The 24,629-nt window shown below is 33.4% G+C and carries 24 protein-coding genes and 4 pseudogenes; 15 read left to right on the top strand and 13 right to left on the bottom strand.

The genetic code is table 11. The features are described 5' to 3' along the window. The first annotated feature begins 653 nt into the window (after positions 1-653). Complete coding sequence (locus NKG37_RS09780; protein ID WP_169187811.1) at positions 654-1,247, top strand: uridine kinase family protein; 594 nt, start codon at positions 654-656, stop codon at positions 1,245-1,247. Between the two features lie 169 nt (positions 1,248-1,416). Further along, positions 1,417-2,193 (top strand): SDR family NAD(P)-dependent oxidoreductase, encoded by a 777-nt coding sequence (locus NKG37_RS09775; RefSeq protein WP_169187810.1) that lies wholly within the window; start codon positions 1,417-1,419, stop codon positions 2,191-2,193. 130 nt (positions 2,194-2,323) lie between these two features. On the opposite strand, the gene NKG37_RS09770 is transcribed toward NKG37_RS09775, so the two are convergent. Both NKG37_RS09770 and NKG37_RS09765 read right to left on the bottom strand, forming a co-directional pair. Next, positions 2,324-2,860 (bottom strand): replication/maintenance protein RepL, encoded by a 537-nt coding sequence (locus NKG37_RS09770; RefSeq protein WP_082802776.1) that lies wholly within the window; start codon positions 2,858-2,860, stop codon positions 2,324-2,326. A 296-nt stretch (positions 2,861-3,156) separates the two neighbouring features. Further along, a pseudogene (locus NKG37_RS09765) lies at positions 3,157-3,576 on the bottom strand (Tn3 family transposase); the annotation flags it as partial. On the opposite strand from NKG37_RS09765, the gene NKG37_RS09760 reads away from it, so the two are divergent. Both NKG37_RS09760 and NKG37_RS09755 read left to right on the top strand, forming a co-directional pair. After that, positions 3,461-4,789 (top strand): ATP-grasp domain-containing protein, encoded by a 1,329-nt coding sequence (locus tag NKG37_RS09760; protein WP_367976424.1) that lies wholly within the window; start codon positions 3,461-3,463, stop codon positions 4,787-4,789. The pseudogene NKG37_RS09765 and the gene NKG37_RS09760 overlap by 116 nt on opposite strands. A gap of 261 nt (positions 4,790-5,050) precedes the next feature. Further along, positions 5,051-6,406: a transposase gene (locus NKG37_RS09755; RefSeq protein WP_169187604.1), complete on the top strand. Its 1,356-nt coding sequence runs from the start codon at positions 5,051-5,053 to the stop codon at positions 6,404-6,406. Between the two features lie 150 nt (positions 6,407-6,556). Here the strand turns inward: NKG37_RS09755 and NKG37_RS09750 are convergent, their stop codons facing one another. Next, on the bottom strand, positions 6,557-6,889 hold the full coding sequence (locus tag NKG37_RS09750) for an Imm44 family immunity protein (RefSeq protein WP_318010530.1): 333 nt from the start codon (positions 6,887-6,889) through the stop codon (positions 6,557-6,559). A 677-nt stretch (positions 6,890-7,566) separates the two neighbouring features. Here NKG37_RS09750 and NKG37_RS09745 point away from each other — a divergent pair. Genes NKG37_RS09745 through NKG37_RS09730 form a run of 4 tightly spaced genes read left to right on the top strand, consistent with a single transcriptional unit; the run spans position 7,567 to position 11,413 of the window. Beyond that, complete coding sequence (locus tag NKG37_RS09745) at positions 7,567-7,707, top strand: hypothetical protein (RefSeq protein ID WP_224428611.1); 141 nt, start codon at positions 7,567-7,569, stop codon at positions 7,705-7,707. After that, entirely contained in the window at positions 7,694-9,175 is a 1,482-nt protein-coding gene (locus tag NKG37_RS09740; protein ID WP_254416151.1) for a spore germination protein, read from the top strand. Before NKG37_RS09745 ends, NKG37_RS09740 begins: the two co-directional genes overlap by 14 nt. An 8-nt stretch (positions 9,176-9,183) precedes the next feature. Further along, positions 9,184-10,278, top strand: a complete 1,095-nt coding sequence (locus tag NKG37_RS09735; protein ID WP_254416150.1) for a GerAB/ArcD/ProY family transporter — start codon at positions 9,184-9,186, stop codon at positions 10,276-10,278. Between the two features lie 4 nt (positions 10,279-10,282). Then, the gene (locus NKG37_RS09730) at positions 10,283-11,413 is read left to right on the top strand and encodes a Ger(x)C family spore germination protein (RefSeq protein WP_254416149.1); all 1,131 of its coding nucleotides are present in this window, start codon (positions 10,283-10,285) and stop codon (positions 11,411-11,413) included. A 116-nt stretch (positions 11,414-11,529) separates the two neighbouring features. On the opposite strand, the gene NKG37_RS09725 is transcribed toward NKG37_RS09730, so the two are convergent. Beyond that, positions 11,530-12,102 carry a DUF3967 domain-containing protein gene (locus NKG37_RS09725; protein ID WP_169187806.1) on the bottom strand — a complete coding sequence of 191 codons (573 nt, stop codon included), beginning with the start codon at positions 12,100-12,102 and terminating at the stop codon, positions 11,530-11,532. A 367-nt stretch (positions 12,103-12,469) separates the two neighbouring features. On the opposite strand from NKG37_RS09725, the gene NKG37_RS09720 reads away from it, so the two are divergent. Then, on the top strand, positions 12,470-13,261 hold the full coding sequence (locus NKG37_RS09720; protein WP_145584947.1) for a DUF3800 domain-containing protein: 792 nt from the start codon (positions 12,470-12,472) through the stop codon (positions 13,259-13,261). A gap of 469 nt (positions 13,262-13,730) precedes the next feature. Here NKG37_RS09720 and NKG37_RS26300 read toward each other — a convergent pair whose 3' ends face one another. The 4 genes and pseudogenes from NKG37_RS26300 to NKG37_RS09705 form a co-directional block, all read right to left on the bottom strand. Beyond that, a complete protein-coding gene (locus NKG37_RS26300) occupies positions 13,731-13,985 on the bottom strand; it encodes a YetF domain-containing protein (RefSeq protein ID WP_328823064.1) in 255 nt (84 codons plus the stop codon). 101 nt (positions 13,986-14,086) lie between these two features. Continuing rightward, on the bottom strand, positions 14,087-14,524 hold the full coding sequence (locus NKG37_RS09715; RefSeq protein WP_160549868.1) for a hypothetical protein: 438 nt from the start codon (positions 14,522-14,524) through the stop codon (positions 14,087-14,089). A 294-nt stretch (positions 14,525-14,818) separates the two neighbouring features. Continuing rightward, positions 14,819-15,406: a YitT family protein gene (locus NKG37_RS09710; RefSeq protein ID WP_169187804.1), complete on the bottom strand. Its 588-nt coding sequence runs from the start codon at positions 15,404-15,406 to the stop codon at positions 14,819-14,821. Between the two features lie 614 nt (positions 15,407-16,020). Beyond that, positions 16,021-16,485: pseudogene (locus NKG37_RS09705) on the bottom strand (DUF421 domain-containing protein); the annotation flags it as partial. 395 nt (positions 16,486-16,880) lie between these two features. On the opposite strand from NKG37_RS09705, the gene NKG37_RS09700 reads away from it, so the two are divergent. The 3 genes and pseudogenes from NKG37_RS09700 to NKG37_RS26295 all read left to right on the top strand — a co-directional run. Then, a complete protein-coding gene (locus tag NKG37_RS09700; protein ID WP_169189601.1) occupies positions 16,881-17,153 on the top strand; it encodes a hypothetical protein in 273 nt (90 codons plus the stop codon). A gap of 13 nt (positions 17,154-17,166) precedes the next feature. Further along, entirely contained in the window at positions 17,167-17,514 is a 348-nt protein-coding gene (locus tag NKG37_RS09695) for a spore coat protein (RefSeq protein ID WP_174752363.1), read from the top strand. A gap of 252 nt (positions 17,515-17,766) precedes the next feature. Next, positions 17,767-18,138 (top strand): annotated as a pseudogene (locus tag NKG37_RS26295) (PBECR4 domain-containing protein); the annotation flags it as partial. 89 nt (positions 18,139-18,227) lie between these two features. Here NKG37_RS26295 and NKG37_RS09690 read toward each other — a convergent pair. The 4 genes and pseudogenes from NKG37_RS09690 to NKG37_RS09675 form a co-directional block, all read right to left on the bottom strand. Continuing rightward, positions 18,228-18,745, bottom strand: a pseudogene (locus NKG37_RS09690) (alcohol dehydrogenase catalytic domain-containing protein); the annotation flags it as partial. 18 nt (positions 18,746-18,763) lie between these two features. After that, the gene (locus tag NKG37_RS09685; protein ID WP_126409024.1) at positions 18,764-19,132 is read right to left on the bottom strand and encodes a spore coat protein; all 369 of its coding nucleotides are present in this window, start codon (positions 19,130-19,132) and stop codon (positions 18,764-18,766) included. Between the two features lie 16 nt (positions 19,133-19,148). Then, the gene (locus NKG37_RS09680; protein WP_108897239.1) at positions 19,149-19,394 is read right to left on the bottom strand and encodes a spore gernimation protein GerQ; all 246 of its coding nucleotides are present in this window, start codon (positions 19,392-19,394) and stop codon (positions 19,149-19,151) included. Between the two features lie 301 nt (positions 19,395-19,695). After that, positions 19,696-20,790 (bottom strand): L-dopachrome tautomerase-related protein, encoded by a 1,095-nt coding sequence (locus NKG37_RS09675; protein WP_061794307.1) that lies wholly within the window; start codon positions 20,788-20,790, stop codon positions 19,696-19,698. A gap of 406 nt (positions 20,791-21,196) precedes the next feature. Here NKG37_RS09675 and NKG37_RS09670 point away from each other — a divergent pair, with 406 nt between their 5' ends. Continuing rightward, the gene (locus NKG37_RS09670) at positions 21,197-21,637 is read left to right on the top strand and encodes a cell wall hydrolase (RefSeq protein ID WP_169187803.1); all 441 of its coding nucleotides are present in this window, start codon (positions 21,197-21,199) and stop codon (positions 21,635-21,637) included. Positions 21,638-22,062: 425 nt separating this feature from the next. On the opposite strand, the gene NKG37_RS09665 is transcribed toward NKG37_RS09670, so the two are convergent. Continuing rightward, complete coding sequence (locus NKG37_RS09665; protein ID WP_254416148.1) at positions 22,063-22,746, bottom strand: DUF421 domain-containing protein; 684 nt, start codon at positions 22,744-22,746, stop codon at positions 22,063-22,065. A 688-nt stretch (positions 22,747-23,434) separates the two neighbouring features. On the opposite strand from NKG37_RS09665, the gene NKG37_RS26290 reads away from it, so the two are divergent. Both NKG37_RS26290 and NKG37_RS09660 read left to right on the top strand, forming a co-directional pair. Continuing rightward, positions 23,435-23,650, top strand: coding sequence for a DUF3231 family protein (locus tag NKG37_RS26290; protein ID WP_169189600.1), 216 nt, complete (start codon positions 23,435-23,437; stop codon positions 23,648-23,650). Continuing rightward, positions 23,631-24,128 (top strand): DUF3231 family protein, encoded by a 498-nt coding sequence (locus tag NKG37_RS09660; protein ID WP_224428292.1) that lies wholly within the window; start codon positions 23,631-23,633, stop codon positions 24,126-24,128. The genes NKG37_RS26290 and NKG37_RS09660 overlap by 20 nt, the downstream gene beginning before the upstream one ends. The last annotated feature ends 501 nt before the right edge of the window (positions 24,129-24,629 follow it).

The raw sequence follows: 24,629 nt of genomic DNA, 5'->3' as shown, positions 1-24,629 counted from the left end.
GGGTTCTTTTGCTTGCTTGGTTCCTTTAAGAGACTTTATGTAAACTAGCTTTGCATACTGTATACATTAAGAATTCACTTGTTTTTTATAAGTTAGAAGTGAAAATACAATAAAGGAACTGATTAAAATTGATGTAATATGTGTATCTAAATATAGTTTGTGTTCTACAATCAATGTAATAATTGGAGAAAGTATTATAGCAATGAGTATATAAAGTAAGAGCTTTAAAAAGAATTTTGAGGATCTGAATTTATTTTCAATTAAAGCATAGCTCGGTACTAATAAAATATATAATACGGCTCCTAAACCCATAATAAAAAGTACTGAACTAACGGAGAAAAGCCCTTCTAAATATGAGGCCCTCTTACTATTAAAAAAATCACTAATTAAAAGTGAAAGTCCAATTAGAACTGTTGTGATGAATACGGATGAAATTGGTCTATTCTTCATAAAAACACCTCTCTTATGATAATATATTCCAATTATACACTTGTTTTTAAGCCAAAGGGAGAGAGTGTGAATTATATAAGACTGCCTAGAATGCGGATTATGTTAACTAAATATGTATAAAGTATACATATTTAAAACTATAAAGGTTTTTTTTGAAATGAACAGAATTATATCATTGTAATTAGTACAAGGCGGTGATTAAAATGAACCTTTTTCAACAATTAGTCGATTCTATACATAGAATTTCTAAAAAACAATCTACACTTTTATTAGGAATTGATGGCTGTGGGGGTTCTGGAAAAAGTACATTAGCTGAAAAGTTAAAAGAAGAGTTTGCTAATGTGACCATTGTTCATATGGATGATTTTTATCTTCCTTCTAACCAAATTATAAATACTCATCCAACCAAAAAGCCTATTGGTGCAGACTTTGATTGGGAACGTTTATTAAATGATGTGCTAAAGCCAATTAGTCAAGAAATAGAAGGACGATATCAGCGATATGATTGGGAAAAGGATGATTTAGCAGAATGGCATGTAGTGCCTATCGGCGGAATTGTCATCATTGAAGGCGTATATTCAACTCGTAGAGAATTAAAAAATAAATATGATTTTACTGTTTGGGTTGATTGTTCGAGGGAAATAAGGCTAGCTAGGGGAATTCAAAGAGATGGAGATGCTTCTAGGAACATATGGGAAAATAATTGGATGATTTCTGAAGATATCTATGTAAAAGAACATGAACCCAATAAAAGATCAGACTTTATTATACCTGGAACTGGAAAGGATAGAGGATAACTTGATAGTTATCCTCTTGTTTACTGTTTGAGTGCCGATAAGGCACATTATGTTAACTAACTTTGTATATCGTATACAGATATACAAACAGTATTTCTCTAAAAAACATTCCAAAATTTGATAGAATTAATCTATTCAGATTTCATTGAACTTAAAAGGGGAGAAATATATGTTTGAAGAAAAGGTAGGTATCATTACAGGTGGGACATCGGGGATTGGTTTAGCTACAGCAGAATTATTGGCAAAAGAGGGTATGCATGTTGTTATTGCCTCTAGAAGTATTGAAAAAGGAGAAGAGGCCCTTTCCAGGTTAAAAAAGTGGTCTCCCAAATCGATCTTTATTAAAACGGATGTAACTAATAGTCAGGATGTCAAACAGCTTGTTAGCCAAACATATTCCACATTTGGGAGCATAGATATTGCTTTTAATAATGCGGCCAACACAGAGGCTTCTTCTAATGCTACACATCAGTTCAGGGAAGAAGATTTTGACCATTTAATTAATGTTACGTTAAAAAGTGTATGGCTTTGTATGAAATATCAGTTACAAGTAATGACAAAACAAAATAGTGGCGTCATCGTTAATACATCTTCTATGGATGCACTCTTATGTTCTGCAGGAACTGGTGTGTATGCTGCAGGAAAAAGTGGGGTTATAGCTTTGACGAAATCAGTTGCTCAAGAATATGGTCATCAAAATATAAGAATTAACTCCCTTTGTCCTGGTGCATTTCGTACATCTATGCTAGAAGAAAAATTCTCTATTCTATCTCCAGAGGAAAAAGTAAAGCTAAATGAATCCTATCAGAAGTTAAATGCATTAGGTAGAATTGGTGATCCATTTGAAGCAGCAAAAGCTGTAAAATGGCTTCTTTCTGACGATGCATCTTTTGTTACGGGTCAAAACATTATTGTAGATGGTGGAATCGGGTTTAAAATTGAATAACTTTGTAGAGTTATCAATTGATTTTATCACTACCTATAAATGGTTTTATGTTAACTCAAAGTGAACATATATGTGCAGTTGTAGAAAACATCGTGTTCAAAAGAATGAACACGATGTTTTAATGATTTTTTCAATTTGTGTCTTTTAATCTCATAACTTTTCCGTCTGCACTTAGTTCTACTTCGTATCTAATTTTAGATATATCTTTCCATTCACCTCTTCCAAAGAATTGAGGATTTAATAAGAAAACGCCTGTTTCTTTTTTTATTAGAATATTCTTTTTGGTTAACTGATTAACTGCATTAGTTACTGATTGTTGTTTAATCCCTAAATTCTCAGCTACAATTCGTTTATATCCTGAGTTAATAATGATAAATTGGCCTTTATTTGCATAAGTTACGCCCTTTATAAGCTCGTATAATACTTTACTTATCCATCCTTGTATTTCTGCTAACACAACAATATTGTCGAGATATACTTTTATGTAGTCTGGTTCTTTTCCGTAGTTAAAAGAAACACTTGTCGTTTCTTCCGTTATTTCTCCGTTCATATGGCTCTTTTTTACAATTTTAGCATAACGACATTGTAAATATAGTAAATTTTTGTTTAATTGTTTTAGATTTATACATATTCCTAGTCCCAAATGATGAACTTGAGTACAGAACATATCCCATTAAATTGAAAGATAATAAGGGAAGCATCAGAAAACTGCAGTTTTCCTGATGCTTCCCTTATTATCAAGTTTCCACTTGTAATTCATTCATCTTGGTAATCAACTTAAATCAATGTATCTGAGAATATAAATAGGATTCCCCCATAACGTTTAAAGGACTTTTGTAAAATAAAAGCCGATGATTACTTAGCGTAGGAATCATTGGGTTTTATTTTGTTGAAATTTCTTAGCGTATGTTTTGCGCTTTTCGTTGGTAGGACCCCTTTTAGGACATTATTTTTCTTAAATTCCTTTGTCACTTCACTTAAATACACAGTATTCCATACGCTTATTGCATTAATTAATATATTTAATGCACTAGCTCTTTGTAGTTGATCTTGTATCCCACGTTCTCTGAATTCACCACGTTTACCAAAAAATAAAGCTCTAGCCAATCCATTCATGGCTTCTCCTTTATTTAGTCCACGATGTATCCTTCTTCTTAATGTTTCATTCGTAATATAGTCAAGAATAAAGATTGTTTTTTCAATTCTCCCAATCTCTCGAAGAGCTGTAGCTATTTTATTTTGTCTTGCATATGAACCTAATTTCCCCATGATTAATGACCCAGAAACTCTTCCTTCTCGAATTGAATGTGCCAGCCTTAAGACATCATCAAAATTCTCTTTAATAACGTTTGTGTTAATCTTGCCCCGAAGTATGCCTTTTATGATTGACGAAACGCCATATGATCAATGGTTACCAGAGATTCATAAAGATATTATCTTATTTTCTGATGAAGCGGTAGCAAGTTCTTTTAATAGCACCCAATACAAAAATATTGAATCGTTTAAAAACTATAATACAAATGGAAATATTCATAAGCTTGCATTAGATTATCACTATGAGGAACCATTTCAAAGAATTCTAGGGTTAGATGAATTTGACCTCATACGATTAGCACATTTAAGGGAATATCTTAATATTCCAGGGCAGGGCTTATTAAGTGCAACTACTTATCGTGATAAATTACTTATGAAAAAGCATCTTGATTATCATAATATTGCTATCCCAGAATATAGGGAATTAAAGTCTCCCATTGACTTAATTGAGTTTATTGAGGAATACAAATATCCGGTAATTGTTAAGCCTAGAAATCTAGTTAGTTCAATGGGGATAGTTTTAATTAGAAGTGAATCTGATTTACAAAAATTTTTAGAAAATGATTTCGAAAAAAATATGATGGTGGAAAATTATATTGAAGCAAAATTATATCATATTGACGGTCTAGTAAAAGACGGTGAATTAATGTTTGTTTGGCCATCTGCTTATTTGTCCCTGAATCGCTGTTGGTTAAATGATGGCTTCACTTCTAGTTACATGCTTGAACCAAAAAATCCAACTTTCAATAAATTGATTGATTATACCAAAAAGGTACTAAAGGCTATGCCTTCACCAGATATTTTCACTTTTCATTTAGAGGTTTTTGAGGAGAATAACGGAAAGTTATTAGTTTGTGAAATTACAAGTAGAACTGGTTTAGGAAGAGTAAATAAAATGCTTGAAGAATGTTGTAGCATTAATTTAAATCGCTCTGTTTTAAGGTTACAATGTGGACTTGAAGAAAATGTGAAACCAAAATTAAATAATTTAGGCGGATGGATTCTTTGCCCTCCTAAATGGGGGAAGTTGGTTAAAATCCCTACTAATATACCTTTTGATTATATCAAAGACTATCAAATACATGGACAAATAGGGGATTCTTATACAGGCGGAGATTTTAGCGGTGATAAAATAGCAAGTATGATTTTAGTGGGAAAAGATGAGGTTGAACTTAGAAAAAATATGAATGAGGCCTATAAGTGGTTTGAAGAGCATACCATTTGGTCAAAAGACTATACTACCTCTACTGATCTAACAAAATTCCCCTTGTTTAAAGTCTAATACTTATATCTAAACTAAATAAGAAGGATGCTAAAGTTTTTTTAGCATCTTTTTGTCTTTGTATACTGATTGCAAATGCATATTGAAAACAATTTATTTTAAACATAATAACAAATGAACCAATTTATATAATCGAATCAATTTCATAAATTAAATCCTTAGAGCCACAAGCTATCAAATGTACGAAAAAAGGAGTACCTCCCCAAAATGTCGAAATAAGTAAGCACCACACAAACTTATAAGACTGGAGGAAGACTCCCTATGACTATTATACGACAAGGAAGCCTATTTGACCTACAAGAATTATATAATTTAGAACCTACCCAACGTTTTGAAGCTATTTTTTCTTCTATTGATATAGACCCAATCTTCGCTGTGGTAACGAAGAAATCACGTTTTGGAAGACCCGTTAAGTTGAACTATGCAGCGATGATTTATTCACTCGTTGCTAGAATCACAGAGCGTATTTCATTTATTAAAGATTTAGTGAAAAGATTACAGAATGACATGATTTTTCGCCTTGATTGTGGCTTTTTAGTGTCAGATACTATTCCGTCAGAAGCAGCTTATTCCAGAATGGTCACAATCCTCAGTGAATCGAATGTACTTGAAAAAGTCCAAGGAACCTTGCTTCATCAAGCGATTTCAGAAGGTTTTATTTCCGATGACACAGTAGCCATTGACGCTACACACTTTCTCGCAAAAGATGGAGCACCACCAAAGGAAGAACAACCGAAAAGTGAACCGAAAAAGCGTGGGCGTAAATCAAAAGAAGAATATGAAAAATGGCTCATTGAAAAGGCGGAACTGGAAGCCAATCTGCCTCTTTTTGATAAAAAAATCGAAGATCAGTTAGACATTCCTTTAGCCGACCTTCGAGCTGAAATTCCTCAAGATCCACAGTGGGGTGTGAAAAAAAACAGTGAAGGAAAAAACGTTTTTTGGTATGGATTTAAAGCTCATTTGGCTGTTGGAACATCCAGTCAATATATTCTTCAATCCCTTCTTTCTTCGGCCAACTTGAATGACGGAAAGGCTGCGATTCCTTTATTAAAAGGAATTCATGAACGAATATCGCTTTCTTCTTTACTCTATGAAACAATGGACGCTGGTTACGATTTTGAAGCCGTTTATACGCAAATACATCGAATGGGTCATCGAGCTGTGATTGCTTATAATAAACGCAATGAACCAGAACCAATTGGTTTTGATAAGCATTTCGCTCCTACTTGTGTCCGTGAACATTCCTATCGCTATGATAGCTTTGAAGTAAAATATGAAACACTAAAATACACACGTCCAAACGAATGTAAAGACTGTCCACTAGCCAATGATGCTCTATGTCAAAAGGTGTATAAAGTAAAAATCACTACAGATTTAAGAAAATTTACAGCGCCAGCACGTGGATCTCAAACATGGAAAAAAATCTTCAAAAGACGCACGGCGGTAGAACGTGTGAATGCTTATCTTAAGGGATATTTCCAATTAAACAATGTTCGTTATCGTACAGGAAAAAAGGCTAAAGTCCATTTTGACCTCGTTACGTTAGTTTATAATGCTTCAAAATTAGCTGCAGACCGTCTTAATCAAATGTTAAATCAACAACAAGTTGCTTAATCAAAGTAAAAAAATTAAAAGGAATTAAATTCTGCAAGTTTTTGATTTTTTAAAAGTTAGACTTATGAAATTGACTCATTACATTAAAATATATAATTTTTTCTATAAATATCTTTTTCTAAGGATATGGCATCAAAGTCCTTTTTTGCCTTAGTTCCTAATGATCTGATTGATAATAATATTTTTTGCTAATAATAATCTCTTTATATTGTAATCACCACTAACAAATTTCTCGAAGTTTATTCGAAGCCTATAACCTGCATCTTTTTCTTTTTTCTTAAATAGTTTTCTTTCTTTAAAAAAGCCTGATTCCTCATACTCAGGAGAGAGATTTACGACAATTGGAGTTATTCCAATACTTTGTAATTCACTACCATAGTTTTTATCCTTAAGGCTTTCTAGTTTAGCTTCAAATTCATTTCTAATCTCTCTAAATTGTTCGGCTACCTCCATGTCGGTCTCCCCACTTAGAAATATTTCCATTTTAGTCACCCCATTATGCTTCTAAAATATATAATTTGATTTCCAGCCTTTCATATCACTTATATTTTTTGAAAATTTAAGTGGATTTAAAAAATCCTTTTGCCTCTATCCTACCCTTAAAAGGGTTAATAAACAAAAACAGTCCAAGATACGCTTGGCTTGAGTAAGATCCTGCATATAATGGACTTTTTAAAATGTATTGTTATGGAAAAAACGCATCCTTTACTTTAAGTACATTTATTCACAAACTAAAACACTGACCCATTGTACGGATGTAATAAGGAAGATTGTTTCCATAACATAAAATAATATAGATAAAAGTACCAGCAACTAACAAACTTTTGGATAAACACTCACTTGATAAAATCATATTTTATTCTTCTTTTAACCAAAATAAATACTATTTTAGCGATGGCTAAACAAATTACTTGGCATCCTAAGAACCTCAAATTTCCAAAGCTAAGAAAGTCTTACCGCTCCTTAAGGCAGAATTAAGTGTCTCTCCATTAAAAATAAACGGGTAATAACTGACAAGAAACCAACCTCTTAAACTAGACACAATAATGGTTTAACGCTGTCCATTATGATGTATTGGTTCTACGATCCTTCTATCCATATTCTGTATAAAATAATTTTTTTAACAGACACTATAAAAAACGTTGAAGGAAATGTTAAGAATGACAGAGCGTAATAATAATGAGAGCTTGCCAGGTTATGAAAAAATTAAATCGATTCTTAATGATATTCTGTATAAAATAATTTTTTTAACAGACACTATAAAAAACGTTGAAGGAAATGTTAAGAATGACAGAGCATAATAATAATGAGAGCTTGCCAGGTTATGAAAAAATTAAATCGATTCTTAATGAATCACCCGACTTGAATTGTCGAAAGATTGAAGCTGGACAAGTGGGGATTCATATTATTTTCATGAAGAATTTAATTAAGCCAGAGATTCTAAATGAATATGTCATTAAATACATTGAACAACTTTCTGTAGAATACTTACATTACACCTATTTAATGAAAAACATTCCTATAGAAGAAATAATGGTAAATATAGAGGAACAAGAAGTTATCTCTTCCCTATTAAATGGATTTGCTTATATTTATTTCTTAGAAGAGAAAAAGGGATTCATGGTGAACTGCGCAAATCCCATTGAACGCTCTATTGAGAAAGCAGAAACAGAATCGTTAGTATATGGACCTAAAATTTCGTTCACTGAATCATTAACTTCTAACGTTAAGATAATCAGACAAAATCTAAATGATTATAATTTGTGCACGGATGAAATAAAGATTGGGGAACGCGCTCAAAAGCAAGTAAGAATTGTATATATAAAAGATATTGCGAACGATGACACTCTTCAGACACTTAAGGAAAGGATTAAACAATTAAAAACGGATAATATAAGTGACAGTTCCGTTTTGGCTCAATGCCTAGAAGATAATCATTACTCTTTATTTCCACAATTTATATTAACAGAGCTGCCCGATCGATTCATCTACTCGATTATAAACGGGCGAATTGGTGTTTTTATAGATGGTAGCCCAGTAGGGATTATAGGTCCTGCTAATTTTTTCTCATTTTTCGAATCAACAGAAGATATCTATTTGAGATGGTCTTTAAGTACATTTATTCGTTTTATCCGATTTTTTGCTATGGTAGGTTCTATTTTTTTAACAGCCATTTATGTGGCTGCCATGACTTATCATTTTGAACTCATACCATCTAAATTGTTATTTATCATTGGACAATCACGTTCACAAGTTCCTTTTCCGCCCTTATTAGAAGCACTCTTACTAGAATTGTTAATTGAGTTACTTAGAGAAGCTGGTGCCCGCCTTCCTTCAAAAGTAGGACAAACAATGGGAATTGTAGGAGGTCTTGTCATTGGCCAAGCAACGGTTGAGGCAGGATTAACTAGCAATATTTTAATTATCATTGTTGCATTTAGTGCATTAGGGGCATTTTCGGCTCCTATTTATGAAATGGGCACTGCTGTCAGAATTGCTAGATTTCCAATCATTATTTTAGCAGGTGTTTGGGGGTTAAATGGAATCATTTTTGGTATATGTATTCTAATGGTTCACTTGTTAAAATTAACTTCTTTAAATAAACCTTATCTTGCACCTCTATATCCGCTAAGAATGAAAGATTTGCAATATTTTTTAATACGTCTCCCCCACCATTTTTATATGAGGCGACCGTTAGTAAATCGACCAAAAGACTCCATTCGCCTAAAGGATCGATTAAGAAATATAACAGATTTAGATGAATTTTGAGGTGCAAAATGAAATCAAATATACGATTTGTTAACGCCTTTATGGCGTTTTATATCATACACACTTCGCAAATTGGTATGGGAATTCTTGGAGTTCCAAGAATTGTGTATCTAGAATCAAAAAAAGATGCTTGGATATCCATTTTACTATCTGGTTTATTCGTTAGCTTGATTACATGGTTAATGATTTCTATCCTAAAAAAAAATGAAGGTGGTACTCTTTTTGAAATTCATGAACATATATTCGGACGCTTGATTGGTAGTATTTTTAACTTCCTTATTGTCATTTACTTTATTGCCGTCCATTATTCGATTACCATTAGTTATGTCGACTTGTCACTAACATGGGGATATGAAGGTGTCTATGAATGGGTCTGGGTATTGGCTTTATTAATATTAACCATTTATGCTGTATCCGGCGGATTTAGAGTAGTGACCGGTGTTTGCTTCTTATCCTTTTTATTGACTATATGGCTGCTATTTGTTGTGTACCGACCACTTCAAACCATAAACCTAACTAGGATTTTACCTATTATGACGACAACTCCTTCAGAAATTATGAAAGGAGTTGTCAAGAGCAGTTATACAATGTTAGGTTTCGAGACGTTATTTTTTATTTTTCCATTTATAAAGGAGAAAAATAAACTACAGCTGTTTAGTCAAATAGCAGTCTGGTTTACGACCATTCTTGTTTTAATAACAACTGTTGTTTCTATTTTATTTTTTAGCGCGAAAGAATTAGAGAAGAATGTATGGCCTGTTGTCAGCATGATTAGCACGGTCCATTTTCCATTTATTGAGCGCTTTGAATTTGTTGCGGTTCCATTATGGATTTTAGTTATTTTTCCAAACCTATGTATCACTCTGTATATTTCTTCCATGGGTATTAAACAGATTTTTCATATAAAACAGAAATATGGAATATGGCTCATCTCCATTATCCCTTTTATCTGCAGTTTTTTCATTACTAAAAGAGTAGATAATAATTATTTTTTTGATCAAATTGGCAAAATTGGATTTTTTCTGTGGTTTATCTATCCGATTTTCTTGTATGGAATAACCATTATAAAATCAAAAATCAATACTCGTTCCAGAAGGAGTTGAAAGAATGAAAAAAATTGTTATTCTGCTGTGTTCTCTTCTTTGTACTGCATGTATGGCCCCTGAAAAAATAATAGAAATGCAAGGAATTTCAACGATTATTGGTTTTGACTTGCTTGATGACAATACATACAAAGGCACTATCAGTTTGTTACAATTTGACCGAAAAGAAGAAAAGACTAGTGTAACCCTTTCGGCTGAAGGAACGACTAGTAAGGAAATCAGACAAAAACTAGAGGAACAGACAAGCCATGATATTACGTCTGGTCAATTAAGGACCATACTGTTTAATAAAAATATGGCAGAAACAGTAGGAATTTCTTCTTTTCTGGATACTATGCAACGAGATAGCAGTATCAGTGATTTAATCTTTTTGGCCATTACTGATAATGCTGAGGAGACGATTAAAAATAAAAACTATGAAGAATATCCCGAAATGGGATCCTATATCTATCAACTATTGGATAAACACGAAAAGAAAGAAATGTTAGTCAACTCCAACTTACATGATTTTATAACCACACTATATGAAATTGGTATCGATCCTACCCTACCCATGATAAAAAATGCAAATGGGGTAGCACCTTCTATAGATGGTGTTGCATTATTCAAAGATGATAAAATTGTTGGATCTATTTCGTTGATAAACACCCTTTACATAAAATTATTCACAAATAATAAGGCATTTTTAGGGGATATAACTGTAGAGATTGCTGCTGAAGAACTAGAGAAAAGAGGTATGGCCGAACTCAACCTTCCTAAAAGTGATATTTATAAGATTACACTTCATCCAATAAAGTACAAAGGAAACATTGAAATAAAGAACGAAGAATTGGTTCATTTAAATGCAACGATTTCCGTTTCAACATTAGAATTTCAACCATCTATTTCTGTGAAAAATAAAGATTCACTAAACAAAATGGAGCAACTAATTGGTGAAGCCCTAAACAAAGAATTTGGATATATACTTGAGGAATTTAAAAATTTAAATACGGATCCCATTGGCATCGGAAGAAAAATAAGAAGTGTTAGAAAATATTCCTATTTAACTGAGGAAGATTTAAGACAAAAATATTCAGCACTAAAGATAAAACCAAATATAAAGGTGGAAATTAAGCGAACTGGAGCAGTTGATTAACATGTTTTTTTAGGAACAAAATCGTTAACGCGACTTAACCACGACCCAAGTGTTGAAGAATGTACCACAAGTATCGCATTCATAAATCAAAACACCACGTATCCTTAAATCCACTGTTATTTACCGAATAAGCGTTGAAAGAACCCTTTCTTGCTTTCTTCTTCCCTTTTCTCTTCTGCAGCTGCAATTAGCTTCTTTGTCTCCTGGACTTCCCTTAATGATTGGATCAGTGTTTCGTCACGCTTATTAAGCCGTTCTTCTATGTATTTCTGTTGTTGATCTAACCGTTCCAATAATGCTTTGTTAAACTGTTCTTGCTGTTTTTGGCGTTCTTCTTGATGTTCTATGTATGTCATCAAACGTTCGATAAATTGATTATCAGAACGCATTGAAGGAACGTTGTTTTCCTGTTCTATTTCCGTCTCATCAGAGAACGGTGCCTTCTGATGCTTTGTTGTTACTACTAAAGAAGCGTTATTCATTGACATGTTTTTCTCTTGAACAAGTTTTTGAAATTGTTGGAGAACGATTAAGTCTTGCTGCGTGAATATCCTCTTGTTCTGATCCGTTCTGTAAAAGTTATAACCGTGTTCTTCTAAAGATAAGCACCATTTACGCAATGTACTGTCACCAATGTTCAAACGGTTCGTCATATCTCTTACAGTTAGTGTTCCGTCCGTTCCACTCATAGTAAAAACCTCCGATCTCATTTACCGTTATTGTATAGAAAGATAGAAAGCTTGGACAGATGGAACTGATATTCGATTTATCGTCAGATTAAAGTATTGTCCGATTTATATTATTGTTTTAACTATAAAAAACACTTCCCTGAAATTAGGAAGTGTTTGAAAATTTTAAATCATGCTATTATGTAAGAAAAGAAAATAAATAAAACTACCAAGGTAGGCAGTTAGGTAAGCAACAAATTTCACGCATCACCAGGATGAGTGAATGTTTTGTCTTTATATAGTTCGCACTACCAGAGTGAGAACTGATATGTAAACCAATATTACCTAATAATATATTCTTTGTCAACCTTCCGAAGAGGGGAAAATGATGGTTCAAAATGAAAATATAAAAGTGTTTTTTGATGAGAGTGGGAAAAGAAAGGATAAACCTAATCTTATGGGTGGACTTTCAATTCCTTCTAAGATCTATTCTTTACCAGAAATTGAAGCTTTATCCCAACAATTAAGAGATGGAACCGTAAAGCTTCACTGGAAAGATGTTACGGGTAAAGCTGATTATCGTACAAATATCGTTAAGGCTTTAAATCTTATTGCTGAATATCATCATTTGCTTAAATTTAACGTTATTCATTATGACTACTCAATGTTAGCGAATAGAAGGGGATTTGGTGAGGATTTAATCGATAGGATGATTTATACAAAATTCCCAGAACGTATAATATATGGTCTTTTGAGGGGATATGGTCGTACTGTAGACATCACAACTGACATCTACATAGAAGACTCTACAGAATATAAAAGCTTTCAGTTAAATGATTTAATAAAAGAGCAGCTCAATATTCAATCATTGTATCGGGGAGAACATTATGTGGTATTAACAAGTCAGTTAGTGCCAAAAGGGGAAGAAATAGGGGTGGAGATAACAGATCTCTTACTCGGTGTTATTCGGAATATTATTGAAAATAAACCTGATTCAGAATCAAAACAGTATCAAATTAGAAATTCAGTAATAATTAGCCTTCTAAAAAACCCTAAATTCTACTCGTTGATTAGCAATATTAAGTATTTTGAATGGAGTAATGTCAGAGAGTTAACGGAAATTAATTTTAATGATTATTTACAGATCTTCATTGCAAATCATTATGAATATTGGAAGTAAAGCATCTTTTTTTGAAGGTGCTTTTTTTTGATCCTCTTACCCCAAAATTGGGGTTTGATTTCGATATTATGTAAACTAAATCAATGGACGGAAAATTTCGTTTATTAAAAATCGTATTAATAAAGGATTTGTTTAAAATTCAATACATAAGTATTGTTAAGTATTGAATCTAAAAATACTGGTTATTATAGGTATAAAAATAATCAGTACTTAATTTAAGAATTTTATTAAAAATCTTTACTCTAATTCCCAGTGAATTTACACCTCCTAAAATGTTACAATTTATAGGAGGGGTAGCGTCAGGAAAATGCGGATTTACAACGTTAAGGAAATCAAAATATAAAAAGTCTAATTTCTCGGTGTTATAAGTGAAAAATTTGGCTTTAGTTACTTCATTAAAGCGCCTGATTGTTGAAGACTAAAGTTTATATTCATCAAGAAAATTGATGTGCTCTTATCCTAACAAATTTTATTTAGGACTTACATGTATGCCTTCACTCTCTCGCCAATCTGCATAGAGTATACGCTTTACATTATTATATCCATTAGTAGTTAATTGGTTATCTAACCACTGTTGATCAAATCCGAGTTCATGTAAATTATCCCATAAAATTTCCCCATCTATTTTTAAAGATGTTGGGACGTCTACTGGACTTTCTGGAAGATTGAGATCTTGCTTGTCTGGTTTTTGATACTTGGAATTTAATAATAGTGTTGTGTAAATAACTATTTATAAAGAGTAAAAAATGAACAAACGCCAACACCTTGAACATAGGGTTTGGCGTTTTCTCTATACGAATTTTGACCCCTCTCTATTTGGGATGGCTAGACTTCCATTTTATAGTCTAATAAAATTTTCCTTAAATCCTGTCTCGGTATTTCCAAATTAATTGTCACCCGTATAAGTTCGTCCTCTTTATCACTTTCCCGATCCGACAATTCGATTTCGCGATCAGATTGAGTGGACAACTCCACACCTTCCCTCACATCGGAATTAACGTCTTCTTTACCACTTATTGATTCTCCATACAACATTTCCCACTGTTCATATAAGTTTTTTGCTGTGTGATATTCATCAAGATCAGCTTCTGTATCTATCTGTAATTTTTCTTTCAACCCACGACATGACTCTTCCCATTCCTCTAAGGTCTTCAAATCAAATAATTTTGAAAACCTTGGTTTCATTCTTTCCCAATGCAAATAAATGTTATCACACCATTTCAGCAACTCTTCACGATATTGTATTTCTTCTACTTCTTCCACTCCTCTTCATCTCCCGACCATAATTTTCATCCATAATATTCAAAAAACAATCGACATGTTTAAAAGTACAAATAGGTAAATTTCGTTAATGCTTCTGGTTATGAAAAGGTAAGTGGCCTCCGGTAATTGATAATAGACTTATCAAAAGTAAATTATTCAAAATGACACAAACCTTTTATTAAAACATCCTTGTTAATGATTTTTACCTATTTGATAATAACAATTTCATCATATGCTCCGCGATTGTCCAATGACTAGACAGTTGCCTAATTGTTATTAATTGGAATTACTTGGTCAATAATCATTGCTTTTAAAATTCCAAGTGCAAAGGCTTGTAGTTATTCCACCAGATGAAATAGTTATAGCCGAAAGAAAGAAAGTTTCTGTTGAAACGAATAAACCCCCAAGACAAATAACAAAAACATCCATAATGAAAATGATGATCCCAACATTAATTTTAATGAATTCAGAAAAGTACTGGGCTAATAAATCTGTTCCACCTGTGCTTGTCTCGAAGCGAAGCATAAGACCAATGCCAAAACCAATGAATACACCACCTGTAAATGAACTAAGAATTGGTGAAAATTTTATAGGAACTTGATTAACGTTATGAAAAAGGTCAATAAAAAATGATGATAAAAGCATACCGTGCAAACTATTAAAAAAATATGAACGATACTTAAACCAAGCTAGAGCAAAAATGGGGATGCTCAATACCATTATCGTGAACCCGGCGTTTGTATTTAATAAATAACTAATAATTAAACCTAGGCCAATAATTCCGCCATCTAAAACTTTGTTTGGTATTAAAAAAGTATTTATTCCCAACGCTATTGACATGCTGCCTACAAGAATAGCAACTGCTTTCATAAAATATGGCATTTATTAAGAACTCTCCTGTCTAAATGGACGTGTTCTATGTATATGCCAAAAACGTTAGAATTATAGACAACTTTTACTTCACTGAATATAACTTCTGAAGTGCAAGTAGACGCAACATAAGCGCAAAAAAACGATAACTAATAACCCTAGCCCTTGTAGGTCAAGTAACCCTGTTTAAAGGAAAATGTCTATTAATGATACAAAAAAACTACCCGAGGTGAGGCAGTTTTTGCAGATAGACATTAAATTTATTCAATTATAATATATGATATAGGTGCATTCCCAGTTTACTCCCTTTATTTTACACTAGGCGATAACATAAATACGATTTTGATACTTCTGCTCTTTCCCTACTAACGAATAGGTATCACGACTTCCTTCTAGAGTATTTACATCATTTGTAGCAGAATATTTAGTTGAAAAAATTTCCTAGCGTTTTTAAATTTAACGGCTGAAGAAAAACTTTCTATATATACATATACCCGAATCAATTTTAAAAAAATATTTTTCCAAAGATTTTATTTTCAAGATTCGACTTAATGATATTATATAAAAAAATGGTACTACTTTTTTGTTATGTGTCTTAAGATCATCCAAGATAGCGAAATAAACCATTATCCTTTTAAAATAGGCATCACTTTATCAATAGCTTCTTGTAGTTTTTCACTATTTTTACTATACATTTGCTTAGCTTCTTTTGATTCGGTTCCAAGAGCAAACAGCTCTAAGTCTGCTTGGCACTTTTTCATGGTCGAAAGAATTAAAGGTCTTTCTTGAGGAGATGCGACTTGTAATTGATCGTCAAACAGGTCAACTGTTAACTCTCCATAGGAATTAACTTGTCCAAGAAAAACATTTTCTACCGTTACACCAAGTTTTTCTAATTCAGTGTGTAACCAAGCACGGCTTCGTCCAATCGTCGCAAGTGGTTCATCCATTATCACACCATCCATAATAACAGTCTGAGACTCTTTAATTGAAGCAACCGTCAAGTTTAGATCCTTTGCTGTTAATGGATGGTTTTCTTTCTTTAACATGACGGATAAATCCCCTGTTGCCTCTAATACAGCGAATTCTATAAACAAGAAAATGGTGAAAAAAGCGAGGTATACATTAGTAATGTACAAGGACTATACTGAAAATATTTTAGGAACAAAACCACGAGCTAGACATAAGAAAATAATTGAAAATTATTTAGATGAAAGTTTTACCAATCCTATCATACATAAGGAAATTCATGGTGATAAAGTCTATGTCCCCTTAGATTTAAACAGGGTCTGGAATAGGATAAATTAATATTTAGTTTAGCCACAAATACTCCCCACCTAAGTATAGGTGGGGAGTATTTAATGCTATCTAGAGGTGGGGGGGTCTTTAAAACTAGTCTAAAATACCTGCATATTTTTGACCGCTGTGTGGCAATCTACCTAAAGTGATTACAACATTGTTAACAGGAGGAAACATCATGCAACAAATGCAGACGGGTATGAATAATCAACAAGCACAAGCTTTAATGACACAACCGCCTGAAATAATGTCAACAAAGGATCATCTCTATGTAAACGATATGTTAAGCTGGAATTTACTTGCGATGAAGAAAATGCATTTTTTCGCTCAACAATGTCAAAATCCCGAAGTAAGAGCAGCACTTGAACAAGCTGGACAAATGCATGATCGACACTATCAACAGCTGCTTCAACAGATGCAACAGTATGTATCTCAACCTTCACAAAATATGAATCAATAAGGAGGAAACTATAGTGGAAAATAATACTCCAAATAGGATTAAAAATCCTGAAACACCAGTCCCTAAGACGCCGCAAATGAACGATAGAGATTTTCTAAACGATGCCTTAACTACGGAAAAATATATATCTTCCTCATACTCGACTGCATTAAAAGAAGCTAGCCATGAATCGTTGTATCGTACAATAGCGTCTGTTTCCCAAGAAACAGAAGACTGTCACCGCAATCTATATAACTTAATGTTTAAAAACGGATGGTACGGTTTGGAAAAAGAAACTCCACAAACTATTCAACAATCGGTTCAGCAATTTTCTAACTACATGCAAAGTCAAGATCCATATAGAGGTAATGTAATACAATAAAAGAACACGTGTTCAAGAAGAATAAACTCAAGGTAAAACAACAATAGTTATGCGAGACAAAAGGTTGGTTAGTTGTTAACCAACCTAGAAAATAATTTAGAATTTACAACAATCGAAAGGGTGGCGGTAAGATGAATCTTAAGTGGATGAAACTTTTATCAACGGTTTTTCTTTCAATTTTCTTGTTATTAGGGTGTAATAATGGAGATGATGTTTCCAGGGTCAATTTTTCGTTTTAGGGGAAATTAAGAAATGTTATCAGTTACAGATTTACTTACGATACAGAAAAAACCAAATATAAAAGACGTTTCCCTTCAACTATTCCAAGAGTTTTACAAGGAACATTTATGTGGAAGAGTTTTTCATTTTGAATTAGATGATACCGATAGACCATCGATTAAACTGCGTTTCAAAGAAGAAAACCTGTGTCACTTATTAGGGATTCAATACATAGTGGCTAAGCTTAAAAATAAACATGAGTATGCTGGTAAAACAGGTTATCAAAAGCTAGAAAATGGAACGCTCACTTTTGACTTTTTGAAAGCTACAGATAGGACATGGTTCAAATCAAAAAGAAATCGAATGCTGTATTTTCCATTTGTACATCAAATTGTTCAAAACCCAACAGTAATTGTCTTTTCAAATGACGGTTTAAACACAAATCTTGATGTTGATGCATTAGTCGTTTGTTCACTCAATGAAGGTGGTGTATCTATAACGGTATCTCCATCCTTTACGCCTGCATTGTCAACACTCCAAAAACCAGTAGTCATCGCATCGGCAATAACTGCTAACTTTTCATCTGGTTCTTCACAAGTCTCTGGAATTTTGAAATGAGTAAAGTTGGCAAATGGCACTCTTAAATATTCAGCTTGCCCACCTGGATAGCCCCCCGTCGTACCAGAATATCCAAAATAGGCACCCATATCACCATTATCATTTGAATTATCACATTGGCTTTCCAAATGATTTTTACAGTAATGGCATTCACCGCATGCTATATTAAAAGGAATAATGACACGATCTCCCTTTTTTAGTTTGGTCACGCCTGGACCAACTTCTTCGACGATTCCCATTGGTTCATGACCAATAACATAGTTTTCTTGCAGGTTAGGAATCATGCCGTGAATTAAATGTAAATCAGACCCGCATATAGCTGTTTTTCAATCTTTGGATCTGGAACTTCTTTCACTACAACATTTTTAATACCTTGATATGTTACTGCCTTCATTGGTCACAGCCTCCAGTGTTAGTGTTCATCAGGTGTCCGGTCAAACATACCTTTTCTATTGGTCTCAACAGGAAATAGATTCATTTTGCCAATCATCAAGGTATTGTTGGCTGAAAGTTGATCTAGTTTATACTGTTCACTTAGTTCGTATGGATGGAACCATTTTTTATTAATCATTAGTTCTGTAATTTCTTGGTACATGGCAATCCCTTGCATTAACTGGTTTCGTAAGACCGTTCTAACATCAGGTGATGCGGACTCCGTTAATGCGACAGCAATATTGCGCACGCCTTCTTTGGCACGAAGAAGTAAATCCATCGCAAATGTGGTATCTGCCAGCTCTGGTACGTGCAGTGAGTTTATAGGGTCTAAATAGTCATGGTTCAATGAATTTGCCTCCTTTTCAATTGACTATTGGCGTTGGACGGTTTTGAGGAACAGGAGCTTCAAAAGGTGCACGTTGATAAATTGCCTGTAATTCCCCAAGCGCTTCGATGGATTGTTCAACATCTTTTTGCATTAACGCTCTCAAATCTTGATCAAATACCAATCCTTGCATTAGTTTTGATTTCGCTAAGCAAAGGGTTTTGAAATTAATAACTTCATGCAAATCCAATGATTCATGATCGGCTAATTTTTGATTATCCATTTCTACTTAACGTCCTTATTCGTTAATACAATCAATTGTATTGTTCCAAAAATAGGAGGAAACATTCTTTAAGGTTTTTTATAATCGGTAAAATTCATAAATGGGAGGAATTCATTAATTTGTGTAGCTGGGGATGATGGCTGCTGCGGTCCTTTTTTCATGTACAAAAAAAATGTTCAACCAGATATATCGTAAGTCCGAAATATAAATACAGAATTGAACTTACCAACATTATAAAAATTTCCAGGAACAGTTTAACATTTACCAAATAAACTGTTCCTAATTTTAAGTTTATTTATTATCAAAAGGTCGGAGCAGGAAATTCATCAATTTTGATACGAAGTAAACTATAAGGTTTCTGTCGTAAGTCTTTTCCATAATGAAATCTAGGCTGTCGATGTAATTGGTTCACAATGACATACAAATATTGATCCGGACCAATTGAAAAAGTATCCGGCCACAACATTCTCGGGTCATGTATGATCGTTTCCATTGTGCCATTTGGCAATATCTTGCGGATACAGTTGTGTTCATAATCTCCAGCATAAACAGTTCCCTTTGCATCAGTGATCATTCCATCAGATGCACCTTTTTCTCCCCAATACTCCACATGATAAGGTAATTCCATGTCCGGTATGCTTCTGTCTCTCAGGGCTTCTGTTGTAATCGAGAACAGATGACGACTGGTTAGTGGACAAAAAAATAATACCCTTCCATCAGGCGAAATCGCAATACCGTCAGAAGCCAGTCTAAATGGAGAAGTACTGCCATCTTTATTTCGATTCATTAATACTTTTCCTTCTACTTTCGGTATAAAATAGGGATCGGGTGAAGTTGAATTTGCCCCATTTAACCGTCTGAAGGCGTTTCCATCTGCTAAATCTACGACGATTATAGCTCCTGGTCCTGTTGAAGAAGAATCCGTTATATAAGCATACCCTGCTTTTCCAACACGAAAATCAAAACGGACATCATTCAAATAAGTTGTAGGCAGGACAACATCTTCTGTAAAGGTATATACTTTTCTTATTGTATTCGTTTCTAGATCAACAGCGACTAATTTTGCCCCCCCTTTAATAGGTTCAGAAAAATTGGGTGCAGCTGTATCTAATACCCAAAGTGTTCCCCTTCCATCAGCAACTACACTTTGGACACTGATAAAAGTCCTTGTAAAATTCTCGGGGTTAACCAAATTGGTTTGTAAATTAGGATAAGGCTGCAATTTATCCTCAACAATTTCCGCCACCGTAAATTTAACATCGTCTCCCCATTTCGGGAAGCAAATGAAAATACGACCGGTTTCTGAAACAGTAACACCTGTAGGCATAGCCCCATAAAATGGATAAACCAGTTCAAAATTACCGAAATATTTTTCACTAGGTAACATAGGTATCATCATATCCTCCTTAAGCATCAAACGGGATATCACCTATATATGATTTATATTTTTTCTAGTGCATGTTTCTTAATAAGTTTTTTTCTATAAAACATTAACCTCTATCGATTCAACAACTAAAGTCGGTCGGAAGAACAAAATCGCTAACGCGACTTAAATCACGTCCCAAGTGGGGTAGCGTCAGGAAAGTGCGGATTTACAACGTTAAGGAAATCAAAATATAAAAAGTCTAATTTCTCGGTGTTATAAGTGAAAAATTAGGCTTTAGTTACTTCATTAAAGCGCCTGATTGATGAAGACTAAAGTTTATATTCACCAAGAAAATTGATGTGCTCTTATCCTAACAAATTGTAAAAAAGAGACATGAATGTTGCTTTTTTTCATACTGTATTTTGGAGGTGGAAAAATGGCAAGAGTCGCTTACCGAGATGCAGACGTTGATTTAATGGCAAGGATGATGAGAGCAGAGGCTGAAGGTGAAGGAGTACAGGGGATGCTATATGTTGGAAACGTGATTGTAAACCGTGCTGTAGCTGATTGTGCGGATTTCATGGATGTAAGGACCATTGAAGATGTTATTTTTCAAGTACAAGGGGGAAATTACTCCTTTGAAGCTGTGCAAAAAGGCAATATATTTTATCAACGAGCAAGAGAATCTGAAAGAAGATTAGCAAGAAAGAATTTGGAATATTGGAGAGATTACCCAGCGAAATATGCTCTTTGGTACTTTAATCCATATGGTCCGTGTCCTCCAACATGGTATGGCCAACCTTTTAGTGGTCAATTTAAACAACATTGTTTTTATGAACCAGCGCCTGGAACATGTGAAAGCGTTTATAGTCGTTGAGGAAAAGATTCGAATATTTTTAAAAACTAAAACTTTTAGCAGCAAAAAAAAGGATCTTCTTACTGGAAGATCCTTTTTTCAGTGTCTATAAACATGATTATGTTAATTATAATCCCCTATAAACATGGTTTTGGTTCCCTTGATGGCTAATGGTTTTATTCATTTCTTACATATTCAATTTCAAAGGAGGATTTCCAATAAAATCACTTTTTCTTTTTTCGGTCCGAATTTTTGCGATTAGCTCATTCTATAAGGGGTAGCGTCAGGAAAATGCGGATTTACAACGTTAAGGAAATCAAAATATCTAATTTCTCGGTGTTATAAGTGAAAAATTAGGCTTTAGTTACTTCATTAAAGCGCCTGATTGTTGAAGACTAAAGTTTTTATTCACCAAGAAAATTGATGTGCTCTTATCCTAACAAATTTTATTTAGGACTTACATGTATGCCTTCACTCTCTCGCCAATCTGCGTAAAGTATATGCTTTACATTATCAAATCCATTGGTAGTTAATTGGTTATCTAACCACTGTTGATCAAATCCGAGTTCATGTAAATTATCCCATATAATTTCCCCATCTATAATTAACGACGTTGGGAGGTCTACTGGACTTTCTGGAAGATTGAGATCTTGCTTGTCTGGTTTTTGATACTTGGATTTTAATAATAAACTTATTTGCCCATTAGCTTCCAATATACCGTATTTGACTTCGCGAACTGAAAAGACATTATTTTGACGGAGTATACTTAATACTTGATTTACATCCAATTTGTTCTTTGTAAGTAACTTTCTGTCCATAACACCATCTCGAATGATGATGTTAGGATTGCCTAATAAGAGAGAACGTGTCGATTTACTTTTTAGAGTCATAAACTCTATTCCCAACATAAGAACAGTCCACAATCCGATGGCATATAAAAAATGAAAAATCCCTATCTTATCTTGATAAATGGTATTTCCTAATAAATCTCCAAGTACTAACACAAAAACTAAGTGAAACGGGGTTAACTGATAGATGGACGTTCTGCCTGTTATGATAATAATAAAAAATAAAGTAGCAAAACCAACGATGACTTTAATCGTCAGTAAACCAATAGTAACTTCTTCCAAAGTCTTTTCCTCCAATTTAAATTTTACTTAGTTGTAAGATCTTGAGGTTTAGATAAAGAGGCAAGTTTTAGAATTAAAGCTCGAGTTACAATTCCAACAATGAAGTAATATATGAATGAATATCTGTATCTCCACTCTATAATTAACAAATTTGACCCACTCGCAAAAGGGTTCACCTATAAATGCATATGTTAGTGCCATAATGATCTGGGCTAAAATAAAAGATTTCCATGTTCTAAAATATTGATATAACAACATGTAAGCTACAGGTATCATTGAAAAATCAAAGGGAAAGGCCCTAGGAATAATAGGTAGAATGCAATTGGATAATCCCAAAACCTATATTGTAAGCCAACTACATCTAATAAGGTTGTTGTTATGATAATTATGGTACCAAATAACAAAATTTCTAAAAATAATGTCTCGTTTAACAAGTTTAGCCCATATAACCCAAGGCACAACTAAAAAAACGACTAGTATCCACCATTCCCAAGTTAAAAACTCATTTTTTAGCCAACCATTTAATTCTAAATGATAGAGCTTATCTTCTAATAAACGTATTTCCTTAAGATTTTCAAATATATTATCTATTGATATCACCCCTATATTTAAATGAAAAGGTAACAGATATTTTTGAATTCAAACTCTTTGAGCTGCCTTTTTAGTATTACCGTTTTTTAGTAATGTAATCATTCCATATTATGGTACTGTTCTTGCTAAAGTTACTCGCAGCGATATTTATCAACTTTTTTCGGAATGTTTATATAGTGAAACAGAATTACATGGGAAAGCGTTAAATCTTATGAGTTTAAAAAGTTTAAATGATAGACCACCAAATATGGAATACCCAAAAAGTGTAGAATTTATACAACACAACATCGTTAATAAATACATGGTTTGGTGAGAAAAGACCTTTAAATACTTTAGAAATAGGAGAACTTTTTGCAGCAGTTGAAAGAAATACAATTGGTCTAGTTCTTTTAATGGGATTAATACAGGTAATGAAAGACAAAGAAATAAAAGATTACTTATTAAAAGGAAAAAAACTTACTGAAAGACAAATAGAAGCATTTTCAAAATTTTTGAAGGGAAATTGTAATTTCATGGGTACCCCCCTGACTATGGAGGTAACCGATTCAACAACATTACCATTTTCCGAAAGGTTAATTATGTTTTTCATTGGTTCTTCAAATCAAGTTGGTGTTTCTGCTCTCGGATACGCTCTATCTATTACAATGAGAAAGGATTTAGCAGCTGTGTGGTCCCTATTCTTTGTGGATGTAATGAAGTACGGTGGGGAAGGATTTAACATTTTAGTTGAACGCGGATGGATGGAGAAACCCCCTCAACCGATTGATAGGAATGAATTTTACAAATCCTAAGTACTTGAATTTGGAGCAAACTAAATGGCGAATGAAAAACAAACTTTATTATGTAATTTTACGTATAGTATATTCCAGTTCGATGGCTGCTGATTTAAGACGTAAATATATGATTTGTCTGTTTAACCCTCCTCCTAATACTCCGGATGTGCTGCATTAGGCATTTGAACTGGTAAATTACCCCTTTAATAGCAAATTTATTATCTTAAATCCAGGCCCCCCTTTTTGAAGCTTTCAAAGCTTATAGTACGATTCAGTTTCTAATTTCATTTTATTAACGATATGACTTATCATCATATCCTTTTTTGTTTATTCCAACGTTCCCAACTAGTAACAGTAACATCTCCTTATCACCTTCAGCTCTTAATAATCTTCCTAAAAAGAGGCAATATCTGATTCCCTAGCATTAATTACTCCCAAAACTTCACCTCATTGTATTGTCCAACTTAATGGAGGCTTAGCTTGGGTAATGCTTATAACCTGTAGAATAAAAATTAGAAT

Source organism: Niallia sp. RD1 (genome assembly GCF_024219955.1).
GTDB lineage: Bacteria > Bacillota > Bacilli > Bacillales > Cytobacillaceae > Niallia > Niallia alba.
Note: the sequence above shows the minus strand (reverse complement) of the source record. Positions and strands in the feature narration are given on the sequence as shown.